Annotated in this window: 17 protein-coding genes and 3 pseudogenes; 7 read left to right on the top strand and 13 right to left on the bottom strand. The window is 43.5% G+C overall.

The genetic code is table 11. The annotated features are described in order from the left end of the window. The first annotated feature begins 39 nt into the window (after positions 1-39). The 3 genes and pseudogenes from alr (at position 40) to EAE92_RS03265 (ending at position 2,810) form a co-directional block, all read left to right on the top strand. Positions 40-1,119: an alanine racemase gene (alr, locus tag EAE92_RS03275; protein ID WP_214067030.1), complete on the top strand. Its 1,080-nt coding sequence runs from the start codon at positions 40-42 to the stop codon at positions 1,117-1,119. Between the two features lie 53 nt (positions 1,120-1,172). After that, entirely contained in the window at positions 1,173-2,369 is a 1,197-nt protein-coding gene (locus EAE92_RS03270; RefSeq protein WP_214067029.1) for an amino acid aminotransferase, read from the top strand. 188 nt (positions 2,370-2,557) lie between these two features. Beyond that, a pseudogene (locus EAE92_RS03265) lies at positions 2,558-2,810 on the top strand (colicin E3-like toxin immunity protein). 156 nt (positions 2,811-2,966) lie between these two features. Here the strand turns inward: EAE92_RS03265 and EAE92_RS03260 are convergent. Next, positions 2,967-3,113: pseudogene (locus EAE92_RS03260) on the bottom strand (type II toxin-antitoxin system HicA family toxin); the annotation flags it as partial. 530 nt (positions 3,114-3,643) lie between these two features. Between EAE92_RS03260 and EAE92_RS03255 the strand changes: the two are divergent. Both EAE92_RS03255 and EAE92_RS03250 read left to right on the top strand, forming a co-directional pair. Continuing rightward, positions 3,644-4,729, top strand: a complete 1,086-nt coding sequence (locus tag EAE92_RS03255) for a PfkB family carbohydrate kinase (protein ID WP_214067028.1) — start codon at positions 3,644-3,646, stop codon at positions 4,727-4,729. A gap of 2 nt (positions 4,730-4,731) precedes the next feature. Next, positions 4,732-5,715, top strand: a complete 984-nt coding sequence (locus EAE92_RS03250) for a pseudouridine-5'-phosphate glycosidase (RefSeq protein ID WP_214067027.1) — start codon at positions 4,732-4,734, stop codon at positions 5,713-5,715. An 18-nt stretch (positions 5,716-5,733) separates the two neighbouring features. Here EAE92_RS03250 and uvrA read toward each other — a convergent pair whose 3' ends face one another. Then, positions 5,734-8,568 (bottom strand): excinuclease ABC subunit UvrA, encoded by a 2,835-nt coding sequence (uvrA, locus tag EAE92_RS03245; RefSeq protein ID WP_214067026.1) that lies wholly within the window; start codon positions 8,566-8,568, stop codon positions 5,734-5,736. Between the two features lie 236 nt (positions 8,569-8,804). On the opposite strand from uvrA, the gene EAE92_RS03240 reads away from it, so the two are divergent. Then, positions 8,805-9,338: a single-stranded DNA-binding protein gene (locus tag EAE92_RS03240; RefSeq protein ID WP_036811562.1), complete on the top strand. Its 534-nt coding sequence runs from the start codon at positions 8,805-8,807 to the stop codon at positions 9,336-9,338. 240 nt (positions 9,339-9,578) lie between these two features. On the opposite strand, the gene crtB is transcribed toward EAE92_RS03240, so the two are convergent. The 10 genes and pseudogenes from crtB to EAE92_RS03190 all read right to left on the bottom strand — a co-directional run bounded on the left by crtB (position 9,579) and on the right by EAE92_RS03190 (position 21,096). Continuing rightward, entirely contained in the window at positions 9,579-10,505 is a 927-nt protein-coding gene (gene crtB, locus EAE92_RS03235; RefSeq protein ID WP_214067025.1) for a 15-cis-phytoene synthase CrtB, read from the bottom strand. Further along, entirely contained in the window at positions 10,502-11,983 is a 1,482-nt protein-coding gene (locus EAE92_RS03230; protein WP_214067024.1) for a phytoene desaturase, read from the bottom strand. The genes crtB and EAE92_RS03230 overlap by 4 nt, the downstream gene beginning before the upstream one ends. Beyond that, positions 11,976-13,151, bottom strand: coding sequence for a lycopene beta-cyclase CrtY (crtY, locus tag EAE92_RS03225; RefSeq protein ID WP_214067023.1), 1,176 nt, complete (start codon positions 13,149-13,151; stop codon positions 11,976-11,978). The genes EAE92_RS03230 and crtY overlap by 8 nt, the downstream gene beginning before the upstream one ends. A gap of 112 nt (positions 13,152-13,263) precedes the next feature. Continuing rightward, entirely contained in the window at positions 13,264-14,295 is a 1,032-nt protein-coding gene (gene fni / locus EAE92_RS03220) for a type 2 isopentenyl-diphosphate Delta-isomerase (protein ID WP_214067022.1), read from the bottom strand. 22 nt (positions 14,296-14,317) lie between these two features. Beyond that, a pseudogene (locus EAE92_RS03215) lies at positions 14,318-15,219 on the bottom strand (polyprenyl synthetase family protein). A gap of 76 nt (positions 15,220-15,295) precedes the next feature. Further along, positions 15,296-16,723 (bottom strand): carotenoid oxygenase family protein, encoded by a 1,428-nt coding sequence (locus EAE92_RS03210; RefSeq protein WP_214067021.1) that lies wholly within the window; start codon positions 16,721-16,723, stop codon positions 15,296-15,298. Between the two features lie 349 nt (positions 16,724-17,072). Further along, positions 17,073-17,402, bottom strand: coding sequence for a hypothetical protein (locus EAE92_RS03205; protein ID WP_214067020.1), 330 nt, complete (start codon positions 17,400-17,402; stop codon positions 17,073-17,075). Between the two features lie 807 nt (positions 17,403-18,209). Further along, positions 18,210-19,058, bottom strand: coding sequence for an S-formylglutathione hydrolase (fghA, locus tag EAE92_RS03200; protein WP_214067019.1), 849 nt, complete (start codon positions 19,056-19,058; stop codon positions 18,210-18,212). Between the two features lie 119 nt (positions 19,059-19,177). Next, the gene (locus EAE92_RS03195) at positions 19,178-20,287 is read right to left on the bottom strand and encodes an S-(hydroxymethyl)glutathione dehydrogenase/class III alcohol dehydrogenase (protein WP_214067018.1); all 1,110 of its coding nucleotides are present in this window, start codon (positions 20,285-20,287) and stop codon (positions 19,178-19,180) included. 503 nt (positions 20,288-20,790) lie between these two features. Then, positions 20,791-21,096: a hypothetical protein gene (locus EAE92_RS03190; RefSeq protein WP_246544984.1), complete on the bottom strand. Its 306-nt coding sequence runs from the start codon at positions 21,094-21,096 to the stop codon at positions 20,791-20,793. A gap of 158 nt (positions 21,097-21,254) precedes the next feature. Between EAE92_RS03190 and EAE92_RS03185 the strand changes: the two genes are divergently transcribed. After that, entirely contained in the window at positions 21,255-21,716 is a 462-nt protein-coding gene (locus tag EAE92_RS03185) for a hypothetical protein (RefSeq protein ID WP_214067017.1), read from the top strand. 49 nt (positions 21,717-21,765) lie between these two features. On the opposite strand, the gene EAE92_RS03180 is transcribed toward EAE92_RS03185, so the two are convergent. Beyond that, positions 21,766-21,969: a lysis system spanin subunit gene (locus EAE92_RS03180; RefSeq protein WP_214067016.1), complete on the bottom strand. Its 204-nt coding sequence runs from the start codon at positions 21,967-21,969 to the stop codon at positions 21,766-21,768. Between the last annotated feature and the right edge of the window lie 39 nt (positions 21,970-22,008).

Here is a 22,008-nt window from a genome sequence, read left to right as displayed (position 1 = left end):
GTATTAACCACCAAAGAATTAATAAATTTAAGGAATAGAATGAAAGCGGCAACCGCAATTATTGACCGCCGCGCTCTGCGACATAACTTGCAACGGGTAAGGGAGCTTGCTCCTAAAAGCAACCTGATTGCAGTTGTGAAAGCAAACGCTTATGGCCACGGTTTACTGGAGACAGCACATACGCTGGACGACGCCGATTGTTTCGGTGTAGCGCGAATTGGTGAAGCATTGACGTTGCGTCATGGTGGTATCGTCAAACCGATTCTGTTACTGGAAGGATGCTTTGATGCGGCTGACCTGCCAGTACTGGTTGCTAACTATATTGAAACTGTGGTTCACAGCATTGAACAGTTGGAAGCACTGGAACAGGCTAAGTTATCTCATCCGGTAAAAGTATGGATGAAACTGGATAGCGGGATGCATCGCTTAGGTGTACGGCCGGAAGATGCCGAAGAATTTTATCAACGGCTAAGTCGTTGTAAAAATGTACAGCAGCCCGTCAATATTGTCAGCCATTTCGGCAGGGCTGATGAGCCAACGGTAGATACAACTAGCCAGCAGATAGCTTGTTTTCAGGCTTTCTGTGCGGACAAACCGGGAGAAAAATCTATTGACGCGTCAGGAGGTATCCTGTTGTGGCCGGAAGTCCATCAAGATTGGGTGCGTCCTGGGCTGATTATGTATGGTGTATCGCCATTGTCAGATAAAACGGCCGTGGATTTTAATTTGATCCCCGCGATGACCTTAAAGTCGAGCTTAATTGCTATTCGTAAGCATAAAGCTGGAGAGTCGGTTGGCTATGGTGGGACCTGGGTCAGTGAACGTGATACTTGTCTTGGGGTTGTGGCTATCGGTTATGGTGATGGTTATCCGCGCAGTGCGCCTTCGGGAACGCCAATATATATTAATGGCCGTGAAGTGCCGATTGCTGGCCGAGTCTCGATGGATATGATCTCGGTTGATTTGGGGCCAGATGCGACAGATAAAGTGGGTGATGAAGTGGTGCTCTGGGGAGATGTACTGCCGGTGGAACGGATTGCTGAACGCACCGGTATCATTACTTACGAGCTGGTGACTAAGCTTACTTCCAGAGTGGTGATGGAATATCTGGACGAATGATGTTGTAGATTATATGGTTTATTAAATAACTGACTGATAAGGAGTAGAGCCTGATGTTCCAGAATGTTGATGCTTATGCTGGTGATCCGATTCTTTCGCTAGCTGAAGAATTTCAAAAAGATCCTCGTGCGGAAAAAGTTAATCTGAGCATCGGGCTGTATTACGATGAGCAGGGTGTGACTCCGCAATTGCAGGCGGTGGCTACCGCGGAAGAACAACTTAGAGCGTTGTCACAGACTGCTTCTCTTTATCTGCCGATGGAGGGATTGGAATCGTATCGTCTTGCGGTTCAGGAATTGTTATTTGGTAAAGATCATCCGGTGTTGAAACAACGGATAGTGGCAACGATTCAATCATTAGGCGGTTCTGGCGCCCTTAAAATTGGGGCTGACTTTTTGCGTCGCTATTTCCCTGATTCAGAAGTGTGGTGCAGTGATCCAACTTGGGAAAACCATGCGGCTATTTTTGCGGGGGCTGGTATTAAGGTGAACTATTACCCTTATTTTGATACACAGACTAAAGGGGTAAAATTCGATGAAATGCTGGAAACATTCAGGAAATTGCCGGCAAAAAGCATTATTGTGATGCACCCTTGTTGCCATAACCCAACCGGATCGGATCTGACCGATGATCAATGGGATCAAGTTGTTCAGATTGTTAAAGAGAGAGAATTACTGCCATTCCTTGATATTGCTTATCAGGGACTTGCGGGTGGTATGGAAAAAGATGCTTATGCCATTCGCGCAATGGCGAACGCTGGTTTGCCTTGTCTGGTGAGCAACTCTTTCTCCAAGATATTTTCTATGTATGGTGAGCGTGTGGGTGGCTTGTCTGTCATTTGCGATGATGAACAGACCAAAGAGCGGGTATTAGGGCAGTTGAAAGCGGGTGTGCGTCGCGTCTACTCTAGCCCACCGAATTTTGGCGCGCAGGTTGTGGCGAAAGTACTGACTGATCCTGCTTTGAAGGCACAATGGTTGACAGAAGTTGAACATATGCGCTTGCGTATTTTGGAAATGCGTACGGTGCTGGTGGATGCTTTGAAAACCGCACTACCAGAGAAAAATTTTGATTATTTTCTGAAACAGCGCGGGATGTTCAGCTATACCGGTTTTAGCCAGCAGCAGGTGGATCGCTTACGCAAAGAATTTGCTGTTTATCTGGTCGGTAATGGCCGAGTCTGTATACCGGGTGTTAATCACCGTAATGTTGCACGTGTTGCTGAGACATTTGCGGCGGTAAATAAGTAATAAATTCTGATGTAAATAATCTGCTATCGATGATAATGATCGATAAATTTGTAAAATAGCAGTAAACACCTCCTTGAAGCGCGCTATTTATGGTGCGCTTATTTTCCTTCCTAATATTAATTTAATGTGGCGCGTAATTAGCAACGGCTGATCAGAACGTAGCATTAAAAATTTTTATGAGGTAAGTTATGGGATTAAAGTTAAATATTGCGTGGTTTGATAAAAAAACGGAAGAGTTTATTGGTGAGGAATATTCTAGAGATTTGGGAGATGATGGTTCAGTAATAGAAAAATTAGGGCTTCCTATTGAAGATAATATTAATAATAGTAGGTTCAATGTAAAAAATAATATGTACCAGTCCTTGAACGTATTTTAATAAAAAAATTGAAATAGATAAATATTGGTATCAAATATCATTTTACTATCGAGATAAATGGTAATGAGGCCGTAATTTAAATTTAGTCATTTACTTAAACCTTGCTGTGGCAAGGTTTAATACTATTTGATGGTGATGTTTAAATGGCAACAAGTTCCAGATGTTTGCCCAAGGCATTTAACGCATTCGCGATGGTGTCAATTTTAGTGCTGTGACCTAATTTCCTCAGCGGTTCTGGGATTTCTTTACTAGGGTGCCTTGGCATCGTGGTTTGCTTACCGTTCAAGAAAACTTTCAAGTGGTTAGTCCCATCTTTAAATTCTGCTCCTTAAGCTTTAAGCCACCGGCGAAACTCGCTTTGCTTCACTGCCTCCTCCTGTTTGTTTAACTTGAAAATAAATATAAACATTTTTGTTTATAAGAATAATAGCGTTATAAATATTTATATTTGTTCTTTATAAGATGGAATCTAATGTGAGAATTATTCTAATTGCAGCGTATATAATTTATTCGTGGATATTTACGGTTATGAAGTATGTTTTTTAATGTGAAACAGATCAATTTTTCATGAAACATGTTTCAGATGGTGAAAAGTAATCTTCACCATTTCAAGGTATATCCAAACATTTGTTAGCTTTCGATAAGGCTTTACTTAATGCTTTGTTTTATTGAATTTATTTCTGGAACAAAATACCGGTTGATTATTAATATGCAGCAAAAAGGATTGTTTAGCAGGATTTTACTTGATGGTTATCACATAAAATAGGGCTGATAATCCAGTCATATACTCTTACGATCATTCTCCCAACTTCGTTGTAAAGTAAAAAATCCCACTTTACTATTTTTTCTTTACCACATAAAACAAACGTGTGTTTAAGAACAAACAAGTGTCCAAAAATGACGAATCGGGAAAAACAAATATTGCAACTTCTGAGACGAGATCCGTTGATCCCACAGCAGGAAATTGCCGATATTTTAGGTATAAGTCGCTCTGGTGTTGCTGGCCATATTATGAATTTAATGAATAAGGGATATATAAAAGGGAAAGGTTATATTTTATCTGATCATAATTATGTGGTGACGGTTGGTTCTATTAATATGGATGTTTGCGGTTATGCATCGGATAAACTCATTTATCAAGATTCTAACCCTGGAAAAATAAAATGTACCCCGGGTGGTGTAGGAAGAAATATTGCCCAAAATATCGCTTTATTAGGTAAAGAGTGTCATCTTATTTCTGTTGTTGGCGATGATTTTTATGGTGGCACTTTACTGGATCAGGCCAGATGCGCAGGGGTTAATGTCGACTACTGCTATAAACTTTATGGTGAAAATACTTCGACATATGTCTCCTTATTAGATGACGGCGGTGAGATGTTGGTTGCCATCAATGATATGCATATTTTGGAAAAATTGACGCCATCGTTGCTAACGAATCATTATGATCTTATTCGGCATGCCGGTGTACTGGTTATTGATTGCAATTTATCTGAAGAAGCTTTGGTTTGGTTGTTGACTAACGCCGGAACGGTGCCGATATTTGTGGATACAGTATCCGCATTTAAAGCGCCTAAGATTAAAAACTGGCTTTCCTATATTCACACCTTAAAACCTAATTGTCTGGAGGCGGAAGCACTGAGTGGAATGAAAATCACCCAACCTACCGATGTTCCGGCAGTGGCGCGGTGGTTTCACGATCAAGGTGTGCAGCGGTTAGTACTCAGCATGGGCGTAGAGGGTGTCTACTTTAGCGAAAGCGATGGTGTGGCAGGCTGGTCACTCCCCATCAGTATCAAGATTGTTAATGTAACAGGGGCCGGAGATGCCATGATGGCTGGGCTGGTGAACTGTTGGCTAGAAAATATGACGCTGGCAGAAAGTGTTCGCTTTGCTCAAGGGTGCTCCGCGCTCACGCTCTCTTGCGAATTTACCAATAATCCAAATCTGTCAAATGGCAGCGTCCAAAAACTGCTGGAATTATAATCATGAAAAATCATGCTATTAGCAATAAATATTTGGATATTTCCCCGGAAGTTACAGAGGCTTTAGAAAATAACCGACCGGTTGTGGCGTTGGAATCTACCATTATTGCTCATGGAATGCCTTACCCGCAAAATGTAAAGACTGCGCTACAAGTTGAGCGGAAAATCAGGGAAAATGGCGCTATTCCTGCAACAATTGCTGTTATCAATGGGATGATGAAAGCAGGACTCTCTCATGAAGAGATCGAATTTTTGGGTAGAGAAGGTGACAAGATAACTAAAGTCAGTCGTCGTGATTTACCCTTTGTTATCGCGGCTGGAAGAAATGGCGCGACGACGGTTGCTTCTACCATGATTATCGCGGCAATGGCCGGGATTAGAATCTTCGCTACCGGCGGTATTGGCGGTGTGCACCGCGGAGCGGAACAGACTTTTGATATTTCAGCCGATTTGCAGGAATTAGCGAAAACCAGTGTCGCAGTAGTCTGTGCTGGCGCTAAATCTATTCTGGATCTTGGCCTGACAACAGAATATCTCGAGACTCATGGGGTACCATTAGTTGGCTATCAGACTCACTCTTTACCGGCGTTTTTCTGTCGTACCAGCCCATTTCCCGTCAATATTCGTCTGGACTCCCCAGAACAGATAGCTCAGGCGATAGCAGTAAAATGGGATGCTGGATTACAGGGCGGTTTAGTGATCGCCAATCCTATCCCTGAGTCATACGCTATGCCGGAAGCGGAGATCAATGCTGCTATCGAACAGGCAATACGCGAATCCATAGAGCAGAGAGTAAATGGCAAGGCGTGTACGCCGTTTTTGTTATCCAGAGTGGCTGAGTTAACTGGGGGGGATAGCTTGTCTGCTAATATTCAGTTGGTACTTAATAACGCTGAACTGGCAGCGAAAATTGCTTGTTGTTATTGGCAAAGCAGTCGTTACAGAGAACAGAGAACAGGAAACAGAACACAGGAAAAAGGGGCTTAAATCGCCCCTGTTTGCCGATTATGCTTCTTTCTTCAATATAGGTTTCAGAAAACGTGCAGTATGTGATTTCTCACATTCGGCGACCTCTTCTGGTGTGCCAGAAATCAAAATCTCGCCGCCGCCGCTACCTCCTTCCGGACCCAGATCCACGATCCAGTCGGCGGTTTTAATCACATCAAGGTTATGTTCAATAACCACAATGGTATTCCCTTGATCGCGTAACTGATGCAGAACCGCTAATAGCTGCTGAATGTCAGCAAAATGCAAACCTGTTGTTGGCTCATCAAGAATATATAACGTCTGCCCGGTTCCGCGCTTGGATAGTTCACGCGCCAGCTTTACTCGCTGCGCTTCACCACCTGATAGCGTTGTTGCTGATTGACCCAGACGGATGTAAGAAAGACCAACGTCCATGAGGGTTTGCAGTTTACGGGCCAGAGCAGGAACTGCATCAAAGAATTCACGAGCTTCTTCGATCGTCATATTCAATACTTCATTGATATTCTTGCCCTTATATTTGACTTCCAGTGTTTCACGGTTATAACGCTTACCTTTGCACTGATCACAAGGGACATAAATATCAGGCAAGAAGTGCATTTCTACCTTAATAACGCCATCACCTTGGCAAGCTTCACAGCGCCCACCTTTAACGTTAAAACTGAATCGTCCAGGTGTATAACCACGGGCGCGTGATTCAGGTACGCCAGCGAACAATTCACGGACTGGTGTGAATACGCCGGTATAAGTTGCCGGGTTAGAGCGGGGAGTTCGGCCAATCGGACTCTGGTCAATATCAATCACTTTATCGAAATGCTCTAGCCCTTGAATATCGATATAAGGGGCAGGAGTGATATTGGTCGCGCCATTTAACTGGCGTTGGGCGATGGGGAACAGAGTATCATTAATTAGCGTTGATTTACCGGAACCAGAAACCCCGGTAATACAAGTAAATAACCCAACTGGCAGATTGAACGTCACATTTTTCAGGTTATTACCTTTCGCTCCGAGCAGTTTCAGCACCTTTTTCGGATCAGCCGGGATACGCTTCTCTGGGATGGCAATTTCACGCTTTCCACTCAGGAATTGACCTGTTAGTGAATCTTTGCTCACCATAATATCTTTAACTGTGCCCTCCGCGACGATTTCACCACCGTGCACGCCGGCGCCGGGACCGATATCAATGATATGGTCGGCAGCCCGGATGGCATCCTCATCGTGTTCAACCACAATCACGGTATTTCCCAGATTGCGTAAGTGGATTAGCGTTTCCAGCAAGCGTTCATTATCCCGCTGATGCAACCCGATAGAAGGTTCATCAAGTACATACATCACTCCCACTAAACCGGCGCCAATCTGGCTGGCAAGGCGGATACGTTGAGCTTCGCCACCGGACAGGGTTTCGGCGGAACGAGAGAGAGTCAGATAATTCAAACCAACATTAACCAAGAATTTCAGACGGTCGCGGATCTCTTTCAGTACTTTTTCAGCAATTTGCGCACGTTGACCACTGAGTTTCATGTTTTGAAAAAAATCCATCGCATGGCCGATACTGAAATCTGAGATCTCCGGGAGAGTGGTATTCTCAATAAATACGTAGCGGGCTTCTTTACGTAGGCGGGTTCCGTGGCAGGAAATACACGAGCGGTTACTAATATATTTCGCCAGCTCCTCCCGAACGGCAGTAGATTCCGTCTCTTTATAACGGCGCTCCATATTATGCAGTACACCTTCGAACGGATGGTTACGCACTGTGGTATCGCCGCGGTCATTGGTGTATTTAAATTCGATGGATTGTTTACCGGAGCCGTACAACACTACTTTCTGAATATTGGCGCTGAGGGAATTGAAGGGCGCTTCGATATCGAATTTATAATGTTCTGCCAATGAACGTAGCATCTGGAAATAGTAGAAATTACGGCGATCCCAACCACGAATTGCACCGCCGGCCAGGGAGATATCACCATTCTGAATGACTCTATCGGGATCAAAAAATTGCTGAATGCCTAAACCATCACAAGTCGGGCAAGCCCCGGCAGGGTTGTTAAAAGAGAATAGGCGAGGTTCCAGCTCACTCATGCTATAGCCACATGCAGGACAGGCAAAGTTAGCAGAGAAAATCAGCTCCTCGGCTGTATTATCATCGATATTGGCGACAATAGCGGTACCACCTGAAAGTTCCAGCGCTGTTTCAAAAGATTCGGCCAGGCGTTGTGCCAGATCGGCACGAACTTTAAAGCGATCAATGACCACTTCAATAGTATGTTTTTTCTGTAATTCTAGCTTTGGCGGATCGGATAGATCACAGACCTCACCATCAATACGGGCGCGGATATAACCTTGTGCTGCCAGATTATCCAGTAACTTAGTGTGTTCGCCTTTACGCTCTTTAACGATCGGCGCCAGCAACATCAAACGATGACCTTCTGGCAGTGTTAGCACATTATCTACCATCTGACTAACAGTCTGTGCTGCCAATGGAATATCGTGATCTGGGCAACGTGGTTCACCTACGCGGGCAAACAGCAAACGCAGATAATCATGAATTTCGGTAATTGTCCCCACGGTTGAACGTGGGTTATGGGAAGTAGATTTCTGTTCAATGGAAATGGCTGGGGATAACCCTTCAATATGGTCAACATCAGGTTTCTCCATCAGTGACAGAAACTGACGCGCATAAGCTGAAAGCGATTCCACATAACGACGCTGCCCCTCGGCATAAAGCGTATCAAATGCTAGAGAAGACTTACCTGAACCGGACAAACCGGTGATAACTATCAGCTTGTCTCGGGGGATTATCAGATTGATATTTTTGAGATTGTGGGTACGTGCGCCCCGAACTTCGATGTTATCCATGAACCATTTCCCGGGTTATTCATACGTGCATAAATAATAATAAGTGGGTTATTATTACACAGAGTTGACTGATTAGATATACAGTATTTAAGTGAAATAATGTAATAAGTACGGAATTAAATTACGGTGAGCTTCGCAAAGTTCGTTCTAAAGCGGCTGCGTTTCATTTTTAGTATCGCATGTTAAACTGTGTTGCTTAATAATTGTAGAAATTCATTTCATCAGGAGTATTCCCAATGGCCAGCAGAGGCATAAACAAAGTTATTTTAATCGGTAACCTGGGGCAAGACCCGGAAGTCCGCTATATGCCAAACGGCGGTGCAGTGACTAACATTACTCTGGCGACTTCTGAAAGCTGGCGCGATAAACAGACCGGCGAGATGAAAGAGAAGACTGAATGGCACCGGGTTGTTTTGTTTGGCAAACTGGCGGAAGTCGCGGGTGAGTACCTGCGTAAAGGTTCACAGGTTTATATTGAAGGTTCTCTGCAAACCCGCAAATGGCAGGATCAGAACGGTCAGGAGCGTTACACCACAGAAGTGGTGGTAAACATGGGCGGTACCATGCAGATGTTGGGTGGTCGTGCTGGTGGTGGTAATTTCCAGGATAGCCAACCACAAGGCGGCGGTTGGGGACAGCCACAGCAGCCACAACCACAGCAACAATCTCAGCAGTTCAGCGGTGGCGGCGCTCCTTCGCGCCCAGCTCAATCCTCTGCTCCACAAAGCAGTGAGCCGCCAATGGATTTTGATGACGACATTCCGTTCTGAGTTCGATATTTTTCTTTATAAAACAAATGGTTATTATGTTTTTCTGTGATAATCATAGGCTGTTGGAGTGCCTATTGAGAGCCTGACTAAAATTCTTACTCAGTAATGGGTTTGCACTTCGAAAGAGGGAGGGGAGTGCAGCATGTCAGGAAAAGGCTGGTTGCGGGGAAATAACCTACTTTGCGCCAGCCACTCTTGTTTTACATAAACAGATTCTTTTACCATAAGTGGAGTTAATTTTTAATGAGGTCGCTGCCACAATTTGGGATCGCGAGGCGTTGTTATCGCCACTCGAGACATAAGCGCCTGCATTGCGCCGGCCATTAATAAGGTAACTTTCTCTCCACGGTTAGTTCTTTGTCTGCGTTCCCAGGCCCGTACTCCTGCTTGTTGCACCTTAATGCCGATTTCACGATAGATACCATGAGCAGAAGCTATGACCCAGGCTGAACGCAAAGGTAAACCAACAAGCCCTGTCAAAGCGGAGGTATAATAAGACTCCGCTTCTACAATCAATCGGGATGCCACCCGAGCTAGCGCAGGACGATTTTCGGTATAAATAAGTGTGTCTGGCATTAGCCCTTCTTGGTAAAGCCATTCTAGCGGAAGATAGCAACGACCGGCCTTCGCATCTTCAATAATATCCCGAGCAATGTTAGTTAATTGAAAAGCAATTCCTAGATCGCAGGCCCGATCCAGCACACTCGCCTCGCGAATCCCCATAACCCTTGCCATCATCAGCCCAACCACTCCTGCGACATGGTAGCAATATCTCAGAGTATCATCCAATGTTCTGTAAGGCTCACAGAGTACATCCATTGCGAATCCTTCCAGATGTTCGAAGGCTTGTTGTTGAGGGATTTCATTACTCAGAGCTACTATCTGAAAGGCTGCAAAAGCAGGTTCGGTCATCGGCAAACCGTCATAAGCCTGCTTCGTCAGGTATTGCAGCGTTTGAAGTTTCTCGCGGGCGCTATGCTTATCAACACTGCTTATTTGTTTCCCCAGCTCTTGCCCGTCTATTATATCATCACAATAACGGCACCAGGCGTACAGCATCATTGTGTTGTGTCGTGTTGCTGTATCGAAAAGTCGGGTGACACTGGCAAAACTTTTTGAGCCTTGCTCCATTATCTGAGTAACGTGTTTGAGTAGCGCGGGATTCATCTAGCGATATCCTCTAACATCAATGTGGCTGTGGCTTTTGCTGATCCAATCACGCCGGGAATACCTGCTCCAGGATGCGTGCCTGCGCCGACGAGGTACAGATTATCAATGCAGCTGTCCCGATTGTGTGGTCGGAACCAAGCGCTTTGTGTCAGCAACGGTTCAAAGGAGAAGGCCGAACCTAGATGGGCATTTAGTTGGTCACGAAAATCAAATGGGGTAAAAATACGATGAACGACTAACTGCTTGAGCAGACCGGGCATATAGTACTTTTCCAAATACGCGAAAATACGGTCGCGTAAGCGTGGCCCCTCTATATCCCAGTTTAAATTAGCTGTCCCCAGGTGTGGTACAGGGGCCAGAACGTAGTAACTTGCGCATCCTCGGGGAGCAAGGGATGGGTCAGTAACAGAGGGGGCATGGAGATAGAGTGAAAAATCCTCCGCCAGTCGATCATGATAAAAAATATCTTCGATGAGTTCCTTATAGCGTGGACCAAAGCAAACTGTATGATGAGCTAATTGAGCGTGGTGATGGTTCAGACCGAAATAAAGTACGAACAGTGAGTTGCTCATTCGTTTACGCACCAGTGTTCGGGCGCGGGCTATTCCGACCGGATGATGACCCAACAGGTGCTTATAGGTATGAATAACATCGGCATTTGAGGCCACAACGTCACATGTTATATTTTGTCCATCAATTAATTGTACACCTGTGACCCGATTGTCATGGGTGGTGAAGCGTTTTACCTTTGCATTAAGCTCAATTTCTCCACCAAGGTCAGTAAACAATTTCACCATTGCCTCAACCAGGGCGCTGGTTCCTCCACGCGGAAACCAGACTCCCCATTCTCGTTCCAGCGCGTGGATCAAAGTATAGATAGAAGATGCAGCAAAGGGGTTGCCTCCTATCAGTAGCGAGTGAAATGAAAATGCCTGGCGCAGGCTCTCATCTTTGATAAAGCGTGCCACCTGACTATAAACACTACGCCATGCGTGTAGACGTATCAACTGTGGAGCCGCGCTCAACATGTCGCGAAAAGAGAGGAAGGGCGCCGTTCCAAGTTTCAGGTAGCCTTCATTAAAGGCTTCCCGGGAATAGTCCAGAAAGCGTTTATACCCGTTAACATCTCTTGGATTGAACGTATGGATTTGTGCTTCCAGATGTTGCTGATCGTTGTCGTAATCAAACATCTTACCCGACTCCCAACAGAGCCGATAAAAAGGGCGTACGGGAAGTAAATCGACGTAATCAGCCATACGTTTACCAGCCTGTGTAAACAATTCTTCAATGACATTGGGAGCGGTGATTACGGTGGGACCGGCATCAAAGGTGAACCCTTGTTCCTTATAAACATAAGCGCGCCCACCTGGTTTATCCCGTTGCTCCAAAATACATGTCGGAATCCCCGCGGACTGGAGCCTTATCGCCAGTGCCAGCCCACCAAAACCCGCACCAATTACCAGCGCTTTAATCATGATAAAAATCCTGAAGCTTCTTGTGTTGTTTAAACATTGCCTTTAGGGCGCCCTTTATCGGCACTGGTGGTTTACCTATGAGAATCCGGGCCTTATCGACGGAATTAAGTTGCTCCGCATAGAAACGCGCAATCAGATCTGGGGAAAGTTGATAGAAACGTTGCATTACTTGCCAACGTTGTTGTGGATCTCCTGCCAGGAAGAGCATGCGATTTAGAAGACGGAAAAAGCGCTGATGTCGCCACTGCTGTCGTGCGTAATCCTTGAGGGTAATAAATAAGGAGGTATCGGTAAGCTCCGGTAGAGCGACAATACGATCTGCCAACCGAATGGCGTGTGGCAGAGAGTAGCCTGTTGTGGGGTGAAACAAAGCTGCACGCAACCCACAGGTGGGTTGTCCTGCTAGTTGTGCCCAGAAAGAGGTAAAATCTCCCGTAAGTGTAATTGGAAGACAACCGCTCTCTTCTCGAATGAGTTTACCCAGTTTCCAGCCATGCTTCTTCGCGTACTCTGCGATAGTTGCTTGCGACAAGACCTTATCAGGCGGCCCCCGATCAACGTAATGGGTGTCCTCTATTAGCAGACGAGTTGAGGAGAATGGCAGGACATAGATAAATCGATAACCTGTATCCTGCCCCACACTGGTATCCATTAAAATCGGGTGGGTTAAAGAGTGCGCCTCTTCCAGTTCCCATTCCTGACCAAAAAATGCCTGGGCGCCACTTCCCATAAATGGTCCTGGTCGCCAGCCTCTCCCATCAATGACTGCGCCGGCGCTTAGAGACGTGCCGTCCTGTAAGTAGACTTTCTGTGGAGTTAGCTCCTGTACCAATACACGAGTCTGTATACGCTCGCCCAAATACGCATGGAGTATGTTTGCAAAGTGTTGGGATGTGATACTGAAATATGAATGTGGCAATGTGCGTTGAAATGCTGGAAAAATGACGTCGTAACCTGACCAATGATAGGTGATCAGCGGTGCTATCCACCCATGTTCCGCCTCAGTAAGATCATGTTGATGAAATGACCACGTGTGATTGCCTCCTATTGTTTCTGTGTTTTCAATAAGCAACACTCGCAGATGTGGTTTACACTGCTGGAAACGCATTGCGATCAGTCCGTTGGCCAATCCTCCTCCCACCAAAATCAGATCCCAGTCGTACATCATTTTGTTGATCCTCCGACAATCACAAAGTTATTAACCTCATCAAGAGTCATATACATCACGGAAATTCGTGTTTGTTGAAAGAGATTAAAGGTATTCAGTCATAGCGGAAAACTCATGTTGGTAGCAAAACAGCTGTACGCAGCGCGGCAATATCGGCGCTCCCTGTGCAAAAGCAGGCGACTTTTATCTGCTCAATAATTAATTGGAAATGTTCTATAACTGCATCTGTGGAGAGGGCGGCGCTATGTATGACGGCAGCGGCTTGGCCGACCAATTGTGCTCCCATGCAATAAGCTTTGGCGGCATCAACACCATTTCTGATACCGCCAGAGGCGATCAGTGGCATATTTGGCAGTGCCTCGCGTATTTCACGCAGTGCTGTCGCGGTCGGAATTCCCCAGTCAGCAAATGCCATAGCTAATGCGCGGTGATACGGTGTAGATGCTCGTTCTGCTTCAATCGCTGCCCAACTGGTTCCCCCAGCCCCGGCTATATCCAGCATGCTGACTCCAGCTTCTGCCAATTGGCGTGCGACAGGAGGCGATAAACCTGAACCTACTTCTTTAACAATTATAGGAACCCCAAGTTTTGTTACGAGTTGTTCAATAGCATATAGAATATGGCGCCAGTTACGGTCTCCTTCCTGTTGCAGCGCCTCCTGTAGCGGATTCAGATGGATAATTAGAGCATCGGCTTCAATCATCTGTACTGCTCGCAGAGCATAATTAAACCCGCGTTCGCCACGAATTTGGGCCGCCCCGAGATTAGCGAAAAGGAGAATATCAGGAGCTATCTGGCGTAGTGAGCGATTAAGCCCATCGTTTGCTTCATTTTCAAGAGCAACACGTTGCGATCCGACCCCCATTGAAATTCCCAATACTTGAGCTGCCTCTGCAAGATGATGATTAATCGCATGAGCACGATGAACCCCTCCAGTCATAGAGCTTATGAGCAGTGGCGCCTGCAAAATTTTCCCAAAGAGGGAATACTTAAGATCTATACTGTCCAGATCCAATTCTGGCAGAGCGCAATGCTGAAATCGCCACTCAGCAAACCCCGTTCTTACTTGGAGCTCAGTTTGAGGAGGACGGAATATAATATCCAGATGCTCATTCTTACGCTGAGTGTGATCGATCTTTTTCATTTTTTTCGGGCCAAGGTTGAAATTAATTAAACATCGCAATATTTTTATCAAACCAGTGTCGTATAAAATATTGTGAAGCTAAATTTCTGCGATACACTATCGCCAAATATTTATCAATGTATCTGATGTGCCTGCGTAAGTGTTTATGCACTTTAGATTTTCCGAGCAGCGTAACCATTGTTAACTTTTCCTTATCCTGATACATATCTTTCCCTGTATTATTCAGGTCATCGCTCAAGTCATCCAGTAATTGAAACGCCTGTCCCAGATGTTGTGATACATGACGCAATGCCTGACGAGTTATATCAGGCGCATTCACAGCAATTGCCGCTAACTGAAATGTTGTGTCGAAAAGCAAACCCGTTTTTAAATCGTTGGTGGTAGCAATGGCATGATAATTACCAGCACATAATGTATTGTTCAGATCGCGAAACTGCCCTTGGACAAGACCGTTTAAACCAACTGCATGGGAAAGTATGGCGACAGCAGCGGATTTATCGTGTTCAGAAAGGTTTGTTTCTACAATGAGGCCAAAAGCCCGGCTCAACAAGGCTACAGCCGCTAGGATCGCTACACTTTCACCATACTGCCGATGAATAGCCGGGCGTCCGCGCCGATACTCAGCATTATCCATACAGGGAAGATCGTCTAAAATTAATGAGGCTGCATGCACTATTTCAATTGCAGATGCCAACTGTAGAAAGTCAGTCTTCCAAGGGTTTTCTCCAAGATCCAGAACTATGAGTAGCAATAAGAGGGGCGGATACGTTTTCCAGGCGCCAGTGTACTTTCTCGCATGGCCGCGCAGACTTTATCATCTGGTGCTCCTGAAGGAAGTACCCGTTCTAGGTGCTGTTGTAGCGCACTCTGTAGCTCCAGTAATGTCTCTTCGTAATTCATAGCTCGTGCGGTACTGACGTTCATAAATATTTCCCGAATCACGTAAATAATTTCACTAAGCCATTTGAAAAACAACGATAAGCTTATTATGACAATAGGCTTATAGCATAACTTCATTTATCCAGCAGTGATGCATTCCCATTGGAATATGATGCGGCAAACGTAATCTGCACACCATTGAGAGATCATCAGCATTTAAAACTACAATATCTGTACAGTGCAATTTTTCGACATAAACCTTAAAAATAAGCCAACCATCATCTTCTTTAACAGAACCCTGTTTGGCTACAAAAACAGGTTCTTCCGGCAAATCATTATCAAAACTGTGGCTTAATACACTCTTATTAAAACAATCAAATTTAATTATTGATCTCTCTTCACTTTCAGAATCCCCCCAACAAACGAACCAGGCATATCTGTGTTGTCTACCACAGACTGTAGGGTTTATGGCTGGAAAATCAGTATTCCCCTTGAATAAAATTTCTTTATCAACATTCCCGGATGCAGTGCATAAAGTAAAACGACAAAGTTCTGAACTATTATTTTCAAATATATTCTGCGTAAATACTGGGAATGACCGCCAAAATGAGGCGTCGAAAATCACATTCCCATCGGCATCTTCATAGCCATTTGCGAAATGAAAAATAAATCCAGGAGCTGCATCATAGAATTTCGCATCATGGCATTCTCTTGAAACTAAAAGAACCCGGCCATCTTCACTTTCATGTGAATTCATGGATGCAAGGATGCTTTCATTGCCAATTACGTTCCTCAACTTAAGATTTATATGCGGCCCACCTAAAAAAAATAAAAAGTAATTTTTTGTCACTATGAAATCGTGAATTAAATACCTTTTCTTAAGCGTAATGTTGCGTATAACCGTCATGTCGCCGGCACTGTCTATTTTGTATAGCGTCAACTTAGATCCAATACCATATGTCACACCAAATCCATATAAATTATCATCATTTGGTATTTTTTTAGGGTGTGCTGTAAATGGCACTTCACGAAGGTTAAGTTTGGGAAGGAAAGAAAATCGTGCTTTTAGCTTTCCAGAAAAGTCATATTTTGAAATTGTCTCAAGAGTTACCGGATTAATTAAATGTGGCATTCCTCCTTCCCATAACGCCAGAAGTTTATGAGAATGATACACAATATTTGTATTTGCCGGATTTTTAATAATAAAAAATCTCATCCTGAATTTTAATTTTCTGGGGACGGTTCCAACAGAGCGATACAGTAACCTTTGAGCTTCTTCCTCTCTTAAGTATTCCTTTGTTAACACATGTCTGTTTCTATAGAATATCCCATTATCACTGAACGTTACTTTAAATATCATCCCATCCCCATCAAATGGATGATTATAATATTCGTCTCCTCTATGCAGGCGACCGGGACCAATTCTAAAGAAAGTACCTTTTAACTCTGAAGGAACCTTTCCCTCAATAGGAATTAATTTTGAATCAAGTTCCTCCAACTGAGATTGAAAGGGATTCATATGGTTTTTCGAGACTACAAAATCGCTCAAGCCTTCACCTCTATATTTACAACCGAATAATAGGTAATGATTTAATACTGGAGCTCTATAAAAAGATACAACGATACTAAAGTAACAGTACTGCGCTGAAGATGAACAGTACTATTTTTTTTCAAATGGATTTTTATAACTGAAATCACAAAAAAGAATTTTGTTACTAACTAACACGCCTTTGGTGTGATGGTATACATGTAGAAGGGTGACTGAAACATTAGGAGCAACTCCAGATAAATTGTTCTCAGGCCCGGAGCGAGAGAGTACAAGCATAAACTGTCCCCCAAATGTTGGACTCCAATCCGTACATAGGGGGGGAAGTTTAAAAATGGTGGGCTTATATGTATTACGAGACATCGATCAAACCAAGATCATTGCTTAATGTCGTACCACTGATATTGTAGCTGGCAAGCGCTTGGCTTCCTTTTTTGTATAAAAAAGCTTTACGGGCTTCATTATCATTTCCCCATACCACAAATACATGCATAAAAACTATTGAGCCATCAGGAACTCCAAGATCGCCAGGGTCAACAGTATCTGTTAATCCAAGAGTAATATTATTACCTTGCTGACTTAAATGCTTTTCACCATCTCCATCCATATAACTAAATTGGACTCTGGCAACAAATCCACCTGAATTTTTAAGACTCATCTTGCCAATTTCTTGCAATGTCATTACAGTCTCCTTAGCTATCCAACTATATAAGTAGTCTAAGATGTGTTAAATAAAAATAAATCTTACGAGTGAAATAAATAACACATTAAAGCCACTATAACAAATAATTATCATATGTATTCTACGAAAAAATAAAAATTATCTTGATGATCACGAAGAATAAATAATTTATTTTCGTTAGACATTTAATTTGGCTCGTGTTTTTTCTTTATAATACAACGAGATATTTTTTTGTATAATAACAGCTTTATTGTTTTAATTGGTGGTAATTTCAATTTATAATGTTTGGTTGTTTATCATGGTAATTGCGAAATAATTACATCGTGAGTAAATAATTTCGTATTTATTTAATAATTTATTGGATGTTTTACCATCCTGATTTTTCCACAGTAGATTATCTAGTTGGTTTATGACCATAATTTATCTCTTAATAATTAATTAAAGTCTGTACATTTGCATAATAAGTATAAATTATTTTATTTAATACTATAAGATAATTTTTTGATTTGAAAATAATTTATTAGGTGTTTTGTATCCCAATGTCTGACGTGAGCGATTATTCAGTTTATTCATAACGAATCTTATTTTCCATTTTGCCACCGATGAAAAGTCTGTTTCCTAATTCTTCTGCCATTTTAAGTTGTTCAAGTAATTCTTCATAAAGTTGTTGCAGGAGGTTGATGGAATGCCGCTGGATAACTCACTTCAAACCAGCGGCCTGCTCTACAGAATTGACTCAAGGTAAATAGGGTAAAAAATTTCTTAATGCCTCTAGTGTGGGACTTTTTGTCTGAACTCGTATCTAATTTATTGATTATCAGAACAAATGCCCTTCAATGCCTTGGCATGATACGCGATATGCTCGCTGAGAAAGCTGGCGACGAAATAATAGCTATGATCATAACCAGTGCGCAGAGTCAACGTGTAGGGATGCCCGGTGTTTTCGCATACATCCTTCAACAGCTCAGGACGTAATTGCTCTTCAAGAAACGGGTCGTCGGTCCCGATGTCAATTAACATATGCAATGGCTTGGCGCTATTGGCTAGCAACTCGACTGTATCATAGGTTTTCCATGTGTCACGATCTTCTCCCAGATAAGCGCGAAAAGCTTTTTCTCCCCAAGGAACTTGAGAAGGAGCAACAATTGGTGAAAAAGCCGATACGCTGTGGTAACGATCTGGATTGCGTAGCGCGATCATCAGTGCGCCATGACCGCCCATAGAATGACCACTAATGGCTCGAGCGGTTGTTGCCGGGAAGTGTGTTTCGATCAGTGCCGGTAGTTCTGACACCACATAATCATACATGCGATAATGCGGCGCCCAAGGTTCCTGTGTTGCGTTGAGGTAAAAACCGGCTCCTTGACCCAAATCATAAGCGCTATCATCTGCAACTTTCTCACCGCGAGGGCTGGTATCTGGGGCGACAAGGATAATACCTTGTTCAGCAGCATAGCGTTGAGCTCCCGCTTTAGTGATGAAATTTTGTTCATTACATGTTAAGCCCGAGAGCCAGTACAACACCGGTAATTTCTGATGTTCAGCCTGAGGAGGAAGGTAGACTGCAAAATTCATGGTACAGCCAAGCATGGCCGATTCATGCTGATAAACATCCTGCCATCCCCCAAAACAAGCGTGGCGTTCAATCCTCTCCATTCTTTTTCCTCTCTGTAAAACATACAGGTTCACTCATCTCACGGTGAACCTGGGGTTATCGTTTCCTGTTTGATTAAAAACCGCCTGTCACAGCATGGTTTTAACTCCCTTAGAACAGCTTAGTAATGGATGACTGTGCGAATGGATTTGCCCTCATGCATCAGATCGAATGCTTCATTAATGTGTTCAAGCGGCAAGGTGTGAGTCACAAAAGGCTTTAACTCAATTTCACCTTTCATTGCCTCTTCCACCATTTTAGGCAACTGACTGCGACCTTTAACACCACCGAAGGCGGTACCTCGCCACGAACGACCAGTGACCAGTTGGAATGGTCGGGTTGATATTTCCTGCCCCGCACCAGCCACCCCAATAATTACTGATTGCCCCCAGCCACGGTGTGCGCTTTCGAGCGCGGCGCGCATCACATTGACATTACCAATACACTCGAAAGTATGATCCACTCCCCATTCCGTCATCTCAATGATTACTTGTTGGATAGGTTTGTCGTAATCATTTGGATTCAGGCAGTCGGTCGCGCCGAACTGTTTAGCTAGCTCAAACTTTGCTGGATTTGTATCGATGGCAATGATCCTGCCAGCCTTTGCCTGACGAGCGCCTTGGATCACGGCAAGGCCAATGCCTCCGAGTCCAAAGACGGCAACGGAATCACCGGACTGTACTTTAGCGGTATTATGCACTGCACCGATGCCGGTAGTGACACCGCAGCCCAGCAGGCACACCTCTTCGTGATTTGCTTCCGGGTTGATTTTTGCGAGTGATACTTCGGCTACGACTGTGTATTCGCTGAATGTGGAGCATCCCATATAATGATAAATAGGTTGCCCTTTGTAGGAAAAACGGGTTGTGCCGTCTGGCATTACGCCTTTTCCTTGAGTTGCCCGCACGGCGACACACAGGTTGGTTTTTCCTGATTTGCAGAACAGGCACTCTCCGCATTCTGCGGTATAAAGAGGGATAACGTGGTCACCGGGTTTGACGCTGGTGACGCCTTCACCAACCTCAACGACTACGCCGGCGCCTTCATGCCCGAGTATGACAGGAAAAACGCCCTCCGGATCATCCCCTGACAGGGTGAAGGCATCCGTATGACATACGCCGGTATGGCTGATTTTGACCAGCACTTCACCGGCTTGGGGTGGGGCTACATCGACTTCGACGATTTCAAGGGGGCGGCCCGGTCCGAATGCAACAGCGGCTCGTGATTTCATAATCTCTCCTTTTGGAATAGACAGTGCTATGTGTTTACGAATACAGATTAATAAAGTCAATCGGGTTATCAGCGAAGATATCTTTGTAATAGTTTGTTAAGAATATGATTTCGCATCTGTAGAAATGGTACAAAAATTTTAACATTAATACGTGTTTTTAAGATAACTTACTAGAGATAAGTGGAAAACAGTGATTCGTGATGGGCATAGATGTTCTTTCAGGAAAAGGAGTGTTGCGGGGAAATAACCTAACTTTGCACCAGTCATTGCGAGTTCCATAATATCCAACATAGTTCTACTGGTTGGCAAAGTATCGGCTAGATAATGAAATTCTTGGGAATTACTCACTAATAAGCCAGAAGTATTTTCTGGACTAAGAGAGAGTTCAATGCTTCCTCAGGGTCAAATTTCTAGTTTTATCAGGTATGCTGTGATTGAAGTATAATATGTGAAATGTAATTAATTTATAAAAAAGGCCCTTATAGGTGAAGGGACTATATGTATTACGAAACATCGATCAAGCCGAGATCATTAATTAATGTCGTGCCACTGATAACATAACTCGCAGTCGATTGACTTCCTTTTTTATATAAAAAAGTCTGACGAGCTTCATTATCATTTCCCCATACTACAGACACATGCATAAAAATCATTGCTCCATCAGGAACACCAAAATCTCCTGGGTCAGCAGTTTTTGTTGCTCCAATATTAATATCATTTACTTTATTACTTAAATGCTTTTCACCGTCGCCATCCATATAACTAAATTGGATTCTAGTAATAAATCCACCTGAGTTTTTAAGACTCATCTTTCCAACTTCTTGTAATGCTATAACAGTCTCCTAATATAATATGTCAACTTTGAGCCTTTATAGTTTTGTACATTTAGTATTTTAAAATTATCTTAATGAAATTTTAATATCTTTATGTATACTCTCCTACATTCGTATCAAATAAGGATCATTTAATGATGAAAAAAATAAAATATTTTACTATTCCATTATCTATGTTGCTCACTGCTTGTAGTACTACACAGTTATATGAAGAATTCCCCGCTACAAATGGTACAATGAGCCAAGCTTATTGTACTCACAATCTTTGGACTGATCATGCTTTAAAATATGGAAAAACAGCAAGCAACATAATCATCCACGAAAATAGGAGTGGTTACGGTTCCTTCTATGTATTTGAAGAAAAGGGTGACGAAATTGTTCAAATTAACGGAACCTATGGAATCTTTGGAAAGCATGAAGGAGATATCGATGTCAGATTTTATATTCCTAAAGATAAACCAATCACACCTTTATCTCTAGCTAGACTGAAACTAACAAAAATATGTGCCTCATTACCATCTGCAACAAGAGAAGAAGTATACCTACCCAATACCATATGTACCGATTTATCAGGCTGTAAATTTAGAAACAAATAAATTTGTTAATCCACACTCAATTCCCTTATGTATTGCTGCAATCCCAGAATCATTTGCTCTGTGGTTGCAGTTCATTTTCTGAGTAGCTAGTAATTTCTGACAACACGTCAATCAGTCTGGTGGTAGCTGTATCATTCAAGTGGACGGAGAAACCGGCTTTGTTTTGATTACAGGTTGTTGCGATACGCAACTGGTGATGACCAGCGTCAACTGTGAGCTTTCTGACTTCGAGGGGCTGTTCAATACTCAGCATCAACTAAGTATTGAACTCATTCACTTTTGCGAGCATGAT

Origin of the sequence: Photorhabdus hainanensis, from assembly GCF_018448965.1 — a bacterium.
Classification (GTDB): domain Bacteria; phylum Pseudomonadota; class Gammaproteobacteria; order Enterobacterales; family Enterobacteriaceae; genus Photorhabdus; species Photorhabdus akhurstii.
This window is presented reverse-complemented; position numbering and strand designations above follow the sequence as displayed.

Excerpts from the sequence above, each read along its gene's own strand:
- EAE92_RS03180 (WP_214067016.1), bottom strand. The coding sequence starts at position 21,969 with ATGCTGAGTATTGAACAGCCCCTCGAAGTCAGAAAGCTCACAGTTGAC.
- fni (WP_214067022.1), bottom strand. The coding sequence starts at position 14,295 with ATGAAAAAGATCGATCACACTCAGCGTAAGAATGAGCATCTGGATATT.
- EAE92_RS03230 (WP_214067024.1), bottom strand. The coding sequence starts at position 11,983 with ATGATTAAAGCGCTGGTAATTGGTGCGGGTTTTGGTGGGCTGGCACTG.
- crtY (WP_214067023.1), bottom strand. The coding sequence starts at position 13,151 with ATGATGTACGACTGGGATCTGATTTTGGTGGGAGGAGGATTGGCCAAC.
- EAE92_RS03255 (WP_214067028.1), top strand. The coding sequence starts at position 3,644 with ATGACGAATCGGGAAAAACAAATATTGCAACTTCTGAGACGAGATCCG.
- uvrA (WP_214067026.1), bottom strand. The coding sequence starts at position 8,568 with ATGGATAACATCGAAGTTCGGGGCGCACGTACCCACAATCTCAAAAAT.
- EAE92_RS03185 (WP_214067017.1), top strand. The coding sequence starts at position 21,255 with ATGATGAAAAAAATAAAATATTTTACTATTCCATTATCTATGTTGCTC.
- EAE92_RS03240 (WP_036811562.1), top strand. The coding sequence starts at position 8,805 with ATGGCCAGCAGAGGCATAAACAAAGTTATTTTAATCGGTAACCTGGGG.
- crtB (WP_214067025.1), bottom strand. The coding sequence starts at position 10,505 with ATGAATCCCGCGCTACTCAAACACGTTACTCAGATAATGGAGCAAGGC.
- EAE92_RS03190 (WP_246544984.1), bottom strand. The coding sequence starts at position 21,096 with ATGAGTCTTAAAAACTCAGGTGGATTTATTACTAGAATCCAATTTAGT.
- fghA (WP_214067019.1), bottom strand. The coding sequence starts at position 19,058 with ATGGAGAGGATTGAACGCCACGCTTGTTTTGGGGGATGGCAGGATGTT.
- alr (WP_214067030.1), top strand. The coding sequence starts at position 40 with ATGAAAGCGGCAACCGCAATTATTGACCGCCGCGCTCTGCGACATAAC.
- EAE92_RS03205 (WP_214067020.1), bottom strand. The coding sequence starts at position 17,402 with ATGACATTGCAAGAAATTGGCAAGATGAGTCTTAAAAATTCAGGTGGA.
- EAE92_RS03270 (WP_214067029.1), top strand. The coding sequence starts at position 1,173 with ATGTTCCAGAATGTTGATGCTTATGCTGGTGATCCGATTCTTTCGCTA.
- EAE92_RS03250 (WP_214067027.1), top strand. The coding sequence starts at position 4,732 with ATGAAAAATCATGCTATTAGCAATAAATATTTGGATATTTCCCCGGAA.
- EAE92_RS03195 (WP_214067018.1), bottom strand. The coding sequence starts at position 20,287 with ATGAAATCACGAGCCGCTGTTGCATTCGGACCGGGCCGCCCCCTTGAA.